Here is a 12,196-nt window from a genome sequence, read left to right on the forward strand (position 1 = left end):
TGCTTACATCTCCAGAAAGTTTTTCAGCAGTTGGGCTCCAGCCGCTCCGGAGCGTTCCGGATGAAACTGCACGCCAAAGAAGTTGTCTTTTTCGACTGCGGCGGTAAACGGCTCGCCGTAATTGGTTTGGGCGATGGTATTTGGGCATATTGGCATTGCATATCCGTGCACAAAGTAGAAATAAGTTCCGTCTGGGATACCACGGAACAGATGATTTCCCGCCTGCGCGGTAATCTGGTTCCAACCCATATGCGGTAGCGGTAAACCGAAGTCCGTCATCTGTTTTACCGGTGTATCAATAATGCCGAGTGTCTCGATACCGCCACTTTCTTCGCTACTGGTTGCCAGCAACTGCATGCCAAGGCAGATACCCAGTACCGGCTGAGTGCAGCTTTTAATTAACTCGATAAGCTCGCGTTGCTTTAATTGATCCATTGCAGCGTGAGCTGTGCCTACACCGGGCAGGAATAGTTTATCGGCGCGCAGCACAATTTCCGGGTCACGGCTAATAACCGGTGCATAACCTAAACGCTGCACCGCATAGGTGACGGAGGAGAGGTTGGCACAACCGGTATCCAGAATCACCACTTCCATCACAGCACTCCTTTGGAGCTTGGCAGGGTGTTACCCTCAACGCGGATCGCCTGGCGCAAGGTGCGGCCAAATACTTTAAATAGACTTTCTACCCGGTGGTGGTCGTTGCGGCCTTTGGTTTTCAGGTGCAAGGTACAAGCCATAGCATAAGAGAGGGAGCGGAAGAAGTGTTCGACCATCTCGGTGCTAAGGTCACCGACACGCTGGTAGTTAAACTCTGCTTTATATTCCAAGTGCGGTCGGCCGGAAATATCCAGCGCACAACGAGCCAGGCATTCATCCATTGGCAGCACAAAACCAAAGCGGCCAATACCGCGTTTGTCACCCAGTGCGTTATTAATGGCTTCGCCTAGTGCCAGTGCGGTATCTTCCACGGTGTGATGATCATCAATATAAAGATCGCCACTGACCTGAATATCCATACGGAAACCGCCGTGAGTGGCAATTTGATCCAGCATATGGTCGAAGAAACCGACACCGGTTTTGATCTTGCTGCCGCCTTCTCTGTCCAGCCAGACATCAACGTCAATCGCTGTTTCTTTGGTGACACGGTTAACGTGAGCATGGCGATCGCGCTGCGTCAGTTGCTTAGCGATTTGTGACCAATTCAAGCCATCACGTTGATAACGTAACCCATTGATGCCCATGTTTTGAGCCAGTTGCAGGTCAGTCTCACGGTCACCAATTACATAGCTATTGGCGCTGTTCATCACACCGTCAGCTAAATAACTTTCAACTAATGCGGTTTTTGGCTTCCGACAAGCACAGTTATCTGCTGGCAAGTGCGGGCAAATTAAAACCTGCTCAAAATTGATCCCCTGAGAGCTAAAAATCTGCATCATCAGGTTGTGCGGCGGATCAAAGGTTTCTTGAGGGAAACTGTTGGTCCCCAAACCATCCTGATTAGTGATCATCACCAAACGATAATCTGCTTTTTGCAGTGCCAGTAATGCTGGGATGACCTCTGGCTCCAGCGCCAGTTTATCCAACCGGTCAACTTGATAGTCTTGCGGTGGTTCAGCAATTAAGGTGCCGTCTCGGTCAATAAAAAGAAATTTCTGGCTCATATCGTTTCCTTACGGATGCTGGAGGTATGGATCTTCTCGGTTTTATTTGTGCTATTGGGGCTATCAACACCGGGCAGGGGAGTCAGCGCCGCAATGACTCGCTCACACTCTTGCCGGGTACCGATAGTAATGCGCAAACAGTTGGATAAACTTGGCTGCTTGTTTTGGTCACGCAAAATAATGCCTTGATCCCACAGGGTCTTGAACACACTGCTGGAAGCGGTGAAGCGGGCCAGTAAATAGTTGCTCTCGCTAGTAAATACCTGTTCAACACAGGCGCAGTCTTGCAGCGCATTTTGTAGCCATTCACGATTGGCTCGGACTTCGTTTACCCGTTGGCGCATTTGCTCAAGGCCCTGCGGACTGAGTGCTTGTGCCGCAATATCAGCAACCGGTGTTGACAATGGGTAGGGCGCAATCACTTTAAGCAGCAGTTGGATGATATCGCTGTTGGCGAGTGTAAAGCCACAACGCAAACCTGCTAATGCAAAGGCTTTCGATAGGGTGCGCAAAATGACTAAATTCGGATAATCTTTTAACCAACTGCTGACGGAGGCTTGCGGGCAGAACTCAATATAGGCTTCATCGATAGCCACGATAGCGCGGCCTTGTGCCAGTTCCAATATTTCACGTAAATCAGCGGGGTTAATTAAATTACCTGTTGGGTTGTTTGGGCTGCAAACGTAAATCAGTTTCACCCGATCCAAACTCTCTTTAATAGCGGGTAAATCTAATTGCCAATCCGCTTTGGCTTGCACCGTACGTCGTTCTACACCAAAGGTTTCGGCACTCACGGCATACATACCATAAGTGGGTGGGCAGAACAGGATGGCATCCTTACCCGGTTCGCAGAAAGCACGAATCAACAGTTCGATACCTTCGTCGGCACCACGGCTAACCAGAACTTGCTCCGTCTCTAGACCGGCGTAAGCGGCATAGCGCTCAATGACCAGCTTGGGTTGGCACTCAGGATAGCGATTAAAAGTTTGCGCAGTGAGTTGGTATTCGCTCGCCAGCGGATATTCATTCGCATTGAGCCACACATCACCATTGCCCCCCAATCGGCGAGCAGACATATAAGGGGTCAGTGCACGGACGTTGGCGCGGGCCAAATCAGTGACATTGGTAGACTTACTCATGCTTGCTCCTTATTGGTGGCTGTCAGGGCAGCGACACGTAGGGTAACGGCGTTTTTATGGGCGGTCAGTTGTTCAGCCTGCGCCAGTGTTTCAATGGTTGATGCCAAACCTAACAGCCCCTGCGGGGTTAGCTGCTGCACCGTCATCCGTTTAACAAAGTCAGCCAATCCCAGGCTGGAATAGGTTGAGGTATAACCATAGGTTGGTAGCACATGATTGGTCCCGGAGGCATAGTCACCGGCTGACTCTGGCGACCAGTCACCCATAAAGACGGAACCGGCATTATCGATTTGATCGATAATATCTTGCGGCTGACGTATTTGCAGAATCAAGTGCTCTGGGCCGTACTCATTGCTGATATCAATGCATTGTTGTAAATCTTTGGTGATGATCAAACGGCTACTTTCCAGTGCCTGGCGAGCGATATCAGCACGCGATAACTGCTTGAGCTGCTCTTCAACGGCAACGGCAACGGCTTGAGCAATCGCCGCATCTGGGGTCAGCAACACGACTTGCGAATCTGGGCCGTGCTCGGCCTGAGACAGCAAATCAGAGGCAATAAAAGCGGGTGTGGCACCGCTATCGGCGATAACCAATACTTCTGACGGGCCTGCTGGCATATCAATCGCTGCGCCGTCTAGCCGTTGGCTGACCTGGCGTTTTGCTTCGGTGACATAAGCATTGCCCGGCCCAAAGATTTTATTCACTTTTGGCACTGACTCACTGCCAAAGGCCATTGCAGCGATGGCTTGTGCCCCACCAATTTGGAATACTTCTTGAATGCCACATAATTGTGCGGCATATAGAATTTCATCGGCAATCGGTGGTGGAGAACATAAAATGACTCGCTGACAGCCGGCAATGCGCGCGGGGGTACCGAGCATGAGCACCGTAGACAGCAATGGTGCCGAGCCACCGGGAATGTATAAGCCGACGGAGGCAATGGGGCGAGTTATCTGTTGGCAGCGCACGCCTGGCTGAGTTTCAACATCCACCACCGGCATTTTCTGCGCATTGTGGAAGATTTCAATATTGCGTACTGCTTGCGCCATCGCTTGCTTGATGTCGTCATTCAGACGCCCAGCGGCAGCAGCTATCTCATCGCTGCTGATGCGGATATCATTAACTTGCACAGTATCAAAGCGTTGACTGAAATCACGTAAAGCACTGTCGCCCTCAGCTTTCACCCGGTCAAGGATTTCGCTAACTGTCGTGGTAATCCTGTCTGAGGCATTAATTGCCGGGCGGCTCAGCAGCGCTTTTTGCTGCTCTTTGCTACATTGCTGCCAGTCGATTAGGGTATTGAAATTCGTCGGCTGCATCGGTTACTCCATCATTTTTTCAATCGGTAATACCAGAATGGAGCTGGCACCCAGCGCCTTCAGTTTTTCCATGGTTTCCCAGAATAACGTTTCGCTACTGACCATGTGCATGGCTACGCGGCTCTTGTCACCCGCCAATGGCAGAATAGTCGGGCGTTCAGCACCTGGCAGCAGGGTAATGATCTCATCCAGACGCTCGCTTGGCGCGTGCATCATAATGTACTTGGATTCACGGGCTTGAATGACGCCCTGAATCCGAGTCATCAAGCGGTCAATGAGTTGCTGTTTATCCGCTGGCATTTCGCCATCACGCTGAATCAGGCAAGCTTTGGAGCGGTAGATGACTTCAACTTCGCGCAGGCCGTTGGCCTCTAACGTGGCACCGGTTGACACCAAATCGCAGATAACATCGGCCAGACCGGCACGTGGTGCCACTTCAACGGAACCATTCAGTAAGCAAGATTTAAAAGTAACGCCTTGTTTATCAAGATATTGCTTTAAAATGTGTGGGTAAGAGGTCGCGATGCGCTTATTTTGCAGGCACTGCGGGCCGGTATACTCGGTATCCAGTGAGGCGGCGAGTGACAGGCGGCAACCACCGAAATCCAGGCGGCGCAAGGTGAAGTAACGTGGGTCTTCACCCTGAGCACGGCGGCTCAGTAACTCTTCTTCCAGCACGTTTTCGCCAATAATGCCCAAGTCAACCACGCCATCCATCACCAGCCCAGGGATATCGTCATCACGCACACGTAGGATATCGATTGGCATATTTTCAGCAAAAGCGATTAGGCGCTGTTGTTGCAAATTGATCTTAATCCCGCAGCGCGATAACAGTTCGTGGCAATCATCACTCAGGCGGCCTGATTTCTGCATCGCAATGCGTAAACGTGTTTTATCTAGCATGGTAATCCTCTTAACTTATTAATTTTTGATTTAATTTTATAAAATCGTGAGCAACAAAAAAGCCCTCGGAAGATAATCTTCCGAGGGCTTTCTCTATTGCGTTCTACCGCCACCTGGAAGATTCGTTAACCGTCTTCCAGCACACATCGGCCTGCAAGACTAGTCAGGATGATGGTGATGATGGTGATTAAATTGAACGCGATTCATAATAGCTTCTCTGTTTAGGCTTTCTGATATAGCCAAAATAGCCATATTCAGGACGTGCCATAATTTATGTCAATCAACGTAAACCATTAAGCGGGTAGGGCGCAACCTTTTTTTCACTGGATGTTTTTATTTCGCTTCGGTGTGGTATGCGCTATCTACCGGTAACGGTTTTATTCTTAGCGAATACCTCTTTATTTACTGTCAGCTTAAGCAGGAAATTGTTACATATGCCTATTACACCGATGAATGAAAATATATCCATAATATTGAGTAATTATTAGCTTACATTACTGAGTGTAGGTTATTAGTATGGGAGTTGTCGGTATTAACCGGTGGAGAGCCATTAAAATGAAAAAAATTGCTATTATCGGATTGGGTTGGTTAGGCCTGCCTTTAGCGCAATCACTGATCCGCCGTGGTATTCAGGTGGTCGGGAGTAAAACGACGCCAGATGGGGTTGAAGCTGTCAGAATGAGCGGGATTGATTGCTATCAATTGCAACTGACTCCCGAACTGATTTGTGAACCGGATGATTTGGCACAATTGATGACGGCAGATGTCCTGATCATCACTTTACCTGCTAGCCGCACTACTGAAGGTGGGGCGCAGTATTTCCAAGCGGTACAAATGGTGGTTGATAGCGCACTGGCTTTTGGGGTGCCGCGTATTATTTTCACCAGTTCAACCTCGGTGTATGGCGAAACCCGTGGTCGCATCAAAGAGAGTTCACCGCTGCAACCGGTCACCACAGCAGGAAAAACACTGGAAGAACTTGAACTCTGGCTGCACCAACTGCCTCATACCTCCGTGGATATTTTACGTCTGGCTGGGCTGGTGGGGGCAGATCGCCATCCGGGGCGTTTCCTGGCCGGGAAAACCAATGTGAAAGGTGGTTCGCAGGGTGTGAATCTGGTGCATCAGGAAGATGTGATATCCGCTATCGAGTTACTGCTTAATTTACCTAAAGGCGGTCATATTTATAATCTTTGTGCGCCTAAGCACCCGCGCAAACGTGACTTTTACCCAGCCTGTGCGCGGGCCTTGCAATTAACGCCGCCCGAATTTGCCCCAGAAGATATTGAAGAGCCAATTCGTGAGATTGATGGCAGTAAGATTTGCAGTGAGTTGGGGTTCGAATATGCTTATCCGGACCCTGAAAGAATGCCGTTAAACTAGCGGGATTAAAGGGAAGCGGTCAGCTTGCCCTTTTTCTCAATACTCACCTAAATATCAGCGTTTTTGATGAATATAGGTCAGTGCCAGGGCCATCGCCAGTACCAGTCCTTTGATGATGTCCATGGCGTAGTAAGGCACTGACAGCATAACCAGCCCATTTTGCAACACACCCAGAATCACGGCACCAATTAAGGTGCCGACAGCATTAGGTTTACCAGAGCCGGCCAGTGAAAAACCAATATAAGCGGCTGCCACGGCATCCATCAGGTAACCGCCACCGGCATTGACTTGTGATGAGCCAATGCGAGATGCCAGCAGAATTCCCCCCAGTGATGCCAAAAGTGACGACAACACATAGGCCAGCACGCGATAGCGCACTGTGCGAATCCCCGCCAGGCGGGCTGCTTCCGGGTTGCCGCCAATGGCATACATCCGTCGGCCATGTTTAGTTAGCGACAAATACAACTGCACCACAATCGTCACGGCTAACATGATAAGCACGATAACCGGCACTTGCCCCAATGCTGAAAACATCTCAGGAATGACGCCTTCCGCCATGTCGCCACTCGGTAGCAACATATTCTGCGTAATAGAGCCACCGTAGCTGTAGGTCATCGCCACGCCCTGAATCACAAACAGACTGGCCAGGGTTGCCAGCATATCGGGGATCTTCAGTACCACAATCAAAAATGCGTTAAACAGCCCCACCAGCGTACAAATCAGTAGCGTCAGAATAATAGCGCCAGTGGTGCCAAAGCCATACCAGACAAACAGCGACACCACGATGGCATTGGCTAACGAAGCGGTCGAACCAACCGATAGGTCAAATCCACCAATCGACAGTGAGATTGACACCCCGATAGCAATCACCGTGACGATGGCTATAGAGCGTAAAATATTGATGATATTGTTCGGGTCGAGAAAGTTATCCGAGGCTAAGCCAAATAACGCGATTAGCGCCACAACGGTGAGTAACATCCCCCATTTGTAGAGAAAATCAAACAATTGGTGACGCCACGGCTGCGCGTCCGGCAGGGGTATTTCTTTACTCACTGAGGGGTTCCTCCGGTTGAAAATAGTAATAATGTTTCTTCGTCGATATCTGCGGCATTCAGCTCAGCGACAATGCGCCCATCCCACAACACACAGATACGATCACATAAGCCGACCAATTCTGAGAATTCACCGGACGCATAAATAATGCCTTTTCCTTGCTGTGCCAATCCGTCAATCAGCGCGAACAGATCCTGTTTGGCTTTGATATCCACCCCTTTGGTTGGCTCATCAAAAATCAACACTTGAGCATTGCCGCGTAGCCACTTGCCGATGGCCACTTTCTGTTGATTACCACCCGATAAACGCGCCAGTTTCTGTTGTGGCGATGAGGTGCGCACCCCAAGGCGCTGAATCAGTTCTTTAGCCCAACTCAACTCTTGGCGGCGGCTGAAAATACTCCAGCGCGAAAAGCTGTCGTCAGCCGCCACACTCAGGTTCATTGGGATACCTTCGTGGATAAAAATGCCTTCCTTGCGACGCTCTTCTGGCACTAGAGCCAGCCCTTGGGCGACGGATCTTTCCGGCGAGCGCGGTTTCCAGGGCTTGCCTTGCAATTCGCCGTGATCAACACGGCTAGGAGTGGCACCAAACAAAGCTTTGCACAATTCAGTTTTGCCTGCGCCGGCCAGCCCGGCAATCCCTAAAATTTCCCCTTCATGTAATCTCAGGGAGATATCGCGCAACTTAAATTGGTCATGTAACCCACTGATGGACAACAGAGTTTTATCACTGAATGCCACCCGCCGTGGTGGGAAAATATCATCCAAGGTGTGACCGAGCATCTTCTCGACAATCTGTTCGCCAGTCAGGTTACCCATGGCATCATGACTGACGCGCTTGCCATCACGTAACACCGTTAATTGGTCGCAAATTTCACGCAACTCATGGATACGGTGTGAAATAAAAACAATCGCCATCCCTTCAGATTGCAAGCGGCGCACCACGCGAAACAGCCGTGCACTCTCTTCTTGGTCCAGTGGCGCAGTGGGTTCGTCTAAAATTAGAAAGCGGCATTGATGGGAAAGGGCGCGAGCCAGCAGCACCTGTTGTTTCTCGGCTAATGTGCAAGCTTCCAGTCGCTGGCGCACATTCAATTTGAGATCAAGTTGCTCAAGTAAAGCTTCAGCCTGACGGTAAAGTTGTGGCCAGTTAAGCAGATGTCCCTGCTCAGCCAATGTATCCAGCATAATATTTTCTGCGACAGACAGAGTGGGGATCAGCGCGACATCAACCTCTTGTTGAACCACATGAATGCCGTGCTGTTTTGCCTGCCGAGGGGAGTGAATATCGATCTGCTGACCATCAATAAAGATCTCACCGCGATAGTGGCTATGGGCACCGGAGAGAATGGCCATCAAGGTTGATTTGCCTGCGCCATTAGCCCCTATTAGTGCATGGGTAGAGCCGCCTTCTAGCGTAAAATCAACTTGTTGCAGGGCATGAAATCCAGAGAACGAGATAGAGATACTCCGCATCTCAAGGCGGGAGGAAGAGGTGCTGGACATAAATTTCTGCAACTGCCCTATAAAGTATTTAACAAACCAGGCAGTCAATAATGCTGCGGTAGCTCTCTTTTTTAACACAGTTTCTATTATTCGCAACAAACTAAAATAGTTAAGGTATATCAAAAAATTATTAAACAATGATGAGTATGCCCTTAAGATGGAAAAACAGTGATGGCATCGCAACGTGCAAAAAATAATGATTTAAAAGGAACAGTGGCATGAGCAGCAACGCAATCCGAGTGCAGGTCGGGCCTGCAAACTATTTCTCTTTTCCAGGAGCTATCGATAAATTGAGTGAATTTTATCCTCAGACGGCACTGGATAATGCACTGTGGATCTACGGTGAGCGTGCATTGGCGGCCGCCAGTGATTATTTGCCTGCGGTCTTCTATAGCCCATATGCCGTGCGCGCTTCATTTTCGACCCATTGCAGTGAGTCTACCGTCGCTGATTTGGTGCAAAAGGCGGGGAGTGACCGCCAGGTTGTGATTGGTATTGGCGGTGGCGCGGTATTGGATACGGCGAAAGTTGTGGCGCGAAAACTGGGATTGCCGCTGGTGGCAATTCCAACTATTGCGGCCACTTGCGCAGCCTGGACACCACTCTCGGTCTGGTATAACGATGCCGGACAAGCGCTGAATTTTGAAATTTTCAAAGATGCCAATCATTTGGTACTGGTTGAACCGCGTATCATTTTACAAGCGCCGGTGGAGTATCTGCTAGCGGGTATCGGCGATACATTGGCAAAATGGTACGAGGCAGTCGTATTGAGCCCACAACCAGAGAAGTTATCACTGACGGTTCGTTTGGGATTGCAAGCCGCGCTGGATATTCGCAATGTCCTGCTAAAACAGAGTGAAGCGGCCTTGCAGGCGGTTAAGCTGTGTGAACTGACGCAAGATTTTCTTGATGTAGTGGATGCCATTATTGCCGGTGGCGGCATGGTTGGCGGGCTGGGCGAGCGTTATACCCGAGTCGCCGCGGCTCATGCCGTACACAATGGGCTAACACTACTGCCACAAACCGAACATTTCCTACATGGAACCAAAGTGGCTTACGGGATTTTGGTTCAGACCGCACTTTTGGAGCAAGATGATGCATTACAGTCACTGATTGCTGCGTTCAATAAATTAGGATTGCCGACGCATCTGGCTGCACTGGATGTGGATATTAATGACCGTGATGCTATTGAGCGCGTAATTGGCCGAATTCTGAAACCGGGAGAATCAATCCATTACCTGCCTGTCGAGTTGAATTCAGACAAAATGTGGGCAGCAATTGAACGGGTGGAAATTGCCGCTCAGCGCTGATACAGCGGGGGAGTAGCCGTTTCGGGGCAGCTAAAATAATATTATCGTTTCAGGCGGTTTAACATCTTGTTTTTTGCTCTCAAGTTAGGGCAAAATACGCACATGCAATAACCGACGTTTAAACGCGTCGGTTATTTTTTTGCATTCGTGTTTTCACTAAATCAAGAGGCCGGACAACGATCCGGATAGATAAACAGGTCCGCGAGCGATTATTCACATACGAAAATCGCCGTTATGAGGAAAGAAAGATGGGGCAATTATTCACACTGGCACCGGTGCCCACCGGTATGCGCTGCACATGCAGCGATTATGGAGCAACAGGTATGACAAATACCCGTTACACCGCTCTCGTTTCCCCACTTACGTATCCCAGGCAGATACGAAGTTTCCCCGTCACCTCTGACCTGCGAGCGACACTTGCAAATTGGGTTAAAGGTATGGGGAGGCTGAATCATGACGCATAATGCTACTGTTGCAGTCGGCACCAATCAAACGGGTGCAAATAACCGTGTTCAACTTAGAAAAACACTGACATTGGTACAAGTGGTGATGATGGGGCTGGCTTATTTACAGCCGATGACCATTTTCGATACTTTTGGCATTGTATCCGGCCTGACTGATGGTCATGTCGCGACTTCTTACGCCATTGCGTTGATTGCGGTGCTGTTCACCGCCATCAGCTATGGCAAATTGGTTAAGCGCTTCCCGTCTGCGGGATCGGCCTATACCTACGCCCAGAAATCCATTAGCCCGAATGTTGGCTTTATGGTGGGTTGGTCATCACTGCTGGACTACTTGTTCATGCCGATGATTAACATTCTGTTGGCAAAAATTTATCTCGAAGCGATTTTCCCTGGTGTGCCATCGTGGATTTTTGTTGGCGCACTGGTCACCCTGATGACGCTGTTTAACCTGCGTGGCATCAACGTGGTGGCAAACTTGAACTCGATCATTGTGGTGGTTCAGGTGGCTATCATGGTGGTCTTCATGGGGCTGTTGATTCATGGTGTTTATCAGGGGGAAGGTGCGGGCACATTGGTTAGCCCACGTCCGTTCTACTCTGAAAATGCCCATTTGGTGCCGATGATAACCGGGGCTACGATACTGTGCTTCTCATTCCTTGGCTTCGACGGCATCAGTTCGCTGTCTGAAGAAACTCCGAATGCCGGTAAAGTGATCCCGAAAGCGATTTTCCTGACGGCGTTAATTGGCGGCATCATCTTTATTGTGGTGTCTTACTTCTTACAACTCTATTTCCCGGACATTTCGCGTTTCAGTGATCCTGATGCGTCACAGCCGGAAATCATGTTGTTTGTGGCTGGTAAATTCTTCCAGTCGGTGATTCTGTGCTTCTCTTGTGTCACGGTATTGGCATCAGGTATGGCAGCACATGCGGGCGTTTCGCGTCTGCTGTATGTGATGGGTCGCGACGGAGTATTCCCGGAGAAAGTATTTGGTTACGTGCATCCTAAATGGCGTACGCCAGCCATCAACGTACTGTTGGTGGGGGCCGTGGCACTGTCCGCTATTTCCTTTGACTTGGTAACGGCAACAGCATTGATTAACTTCGGCGCGCTGGTGGCCTTTACTTTCGTTAACCTGTCGGTGATTTCACAGTTCTACATCCGTGAGCGCCGCAACCGCACGTTCAAGGATCATTTCAGCTACCTGATTCTGCCAATGATTGGCGCAGGGACGGTCGGTGTGCTGTGGATGAATCTGGAAAGCAGCTCAATGACGCTGGGCTTGGTGTGGGGGGCTATTGGCCTGTTGTATATGATCTGGAAAACCCGCGCTTTCCGTCAGGCATTGCCACAATTTAATGGCGAACTGGCACAGTAATAACCTGTTATTGCTGACGAAAAACGGAGCCAACTGGCTCCGTTTTTTATTGTCTGATGTTCATTGGCTGGTGTT

The 12,196-nt window shown here is 49.8% G+C and carries 11 protein-coding genes and 1 other annotated feature; of the genes, 3 read left to right on the forward strand and 8 right to left on the reverse strand.

The window, feature by feature from the left end:
• Window positions 1-3: 3 nt before the first annotated feature.
• The 6 genes from hisH to hisL form a co-directional block, all read right to left on the reverse strand.
• A complete protein-coding gene (gene hisH, locus DJ58_RS01810) occupies window positions 4-594 on the reverse strand; it encodes an imidazole glycerol phosphate synthase subunit HisH (RefSeq protein WP_032911586.1) in 591 nt (196 codons plus the stop codon).
• A complete protein-coding gene (hisB, locus tag DJ58_RS01805) occupies window positions 594-1,661 on the reverse strand; it encodes a bifunctional histidinol-phosphatase/imidazoleglycerol-phosphate dehydratase HisB (RefSeq protein WP_032911587.1) in 1,068 nt (355 codons plus the stop codon). The genes hisH and hisB overlap by 1 nt, the downstream gene beginning before the upstream one ends.
• On the reverse strand, window positions 1,658-2,800 hold the full coding sequence (gene hisC / locus DJ58_RS01800; RefSeq protein WP_032911588.1) for a histidinol-phosphate transaminase: 1,143 nt from the start codon (window positions 2,798-2,800) through the stop codon (window positions 1,658-1,660). Before hisC ends, hisB begins: the two co-directional genes overlap by 4 nt.
• Entirely contained in the window at window positions 2,797-4,122 is a 1,326-nt protein-coding gene (gene hisD, locus DJ58_RS01795; protein ID WP_004711102.1) for a histidinol dehydrogenase, read from the reverse strand. The genes hisC and hisD overlap by 4 nt, the downstream gene beginning before the upstream one ends.
• Window positions 4,123-4,125: 3 nt before the next feature.
• The gene (gene hisG / locus DJ58_RS01790) at window positions 4,126-5,025 is read right to left on the reverse strand and encodes an ATP phosphoribosyltransferase (protein ID WP_004388789.1); all 900 of its coding nucleotides are present in this window, start codon (window positions 5,023-5,025) and stop codon (window positions 4,126-4,128) included.
• Window positions 5,026-5,078: 53 nt separating this feature from the next.
• Window positions 5,079-5,209 (reverse strand) — a sequence feature (His leader region).
• Window positions 5,185-5,232 carry a his operon leader peptide gene (gene hisL / locus DJ58_RS23555; RefSeq protein WP_002231208.1) on the reverse strand — a complete coding sequence of 16 codons (48 nt, stop codon included), beginning with the start codon at window positions 5,230-5,232 and terminating at the stop codon, window positions 5,185-5,187. It overlaps the preceding feature by 25 nt.
• Before the next feature lie 348 nt (window positions 5,233-5,580).
• Between hisL and DJ58_RS01785 the strand changes: the two genes are divergently transcribed.
• The gene (locus tag DJ58_RS01785) at window positions 5,581-6,408 is read left to right on the forward strand and encodes an SDR family oxidoreductase (protein WP_032911589.1); all 828 of its coding nucleotides are present in this window, start codon (window positions 5,581-5,583) and stop codon (window positions 6,406-6,408) included.
• Window positions 6,409-6,462: 54 nt separating this feature from the next.
• Here the strand turns inward: DJ58_RS01785 and DJ58_RS01780 are convergent, their stop codons facing one another.
• Both DJ58_RS01780 and DJ58_RS01775 read right to left on the reverse strand, forming a co-directional pair.
• On the reverse strand, window positions 6,463-7,461 hold the full coding sequence (locus DJ58_RS01780; protein ID WP_032911591.1) for an ABC transporter permease: 999 nt from the start codon (window positions 7,459-7,461) through the stop codon (window positions 6,463-6,465).
• A complete protein-coding gene (locus tag DJ58_RS01775; protein ID WP_032911612.1) occupies window positions 7,458-8,969 on the reverse strand; it encodes a sugar ABC transporter ATP-binding protein in 1,512 nt (503 codons plus the stop codon). The genes DJ58_RS01780 and DJ58_RS01775 overlap by 4 nt, the downstream gene beginning before the upstream one ends.
• A gap of 218 nt (window positions 8,970-9,187) precedes the next feature.
• On the opposite strand from DJ58_RS01775, the gene DJ58_RS01770 reads away from it, so the two are divergent.
• Together DJ58_RS01770 and DJ58_RS01760 are read left to right on the forward strand one after the other, a co-directional pair.
• Complete coding sequence (locus DJ58_RS01770; protein WP_032911592.1) at window positions 9,188-10,279, forward strand: oxidoreductase; 1,092 nt, start codon at window positions 9,188-9,190, stop codon at window positions 10,277-10,279.
• Between the two features lie 453 nt (window positions 10,280-10,732).
• On the forward strand, window positions 10,733-12,121 hold the full coding sequence (locus DJ58_RS01760; RefSeq protein ID WP_032913282.1) for an APC family permease: 1,389 nt from the start codon (window positions 10,733-10,735) through the stop codon (window positions 12,119-12,121).
• The last annotated feature ends 75 nt before the right edge of the window (window positions 12,122-12,196 follow it).

Source organism: Yersinia frederiksenii ATCC 33641 (genome assembly GCF_000754805.1).
GTDB classification, from domain to species: domain Bacteria; phylum Pseudomonadota; class Gammaproteobacteria; order Enterobacterales; family Enterobacteriaceae; genus Yersinia; species Yersinia frederiksenii.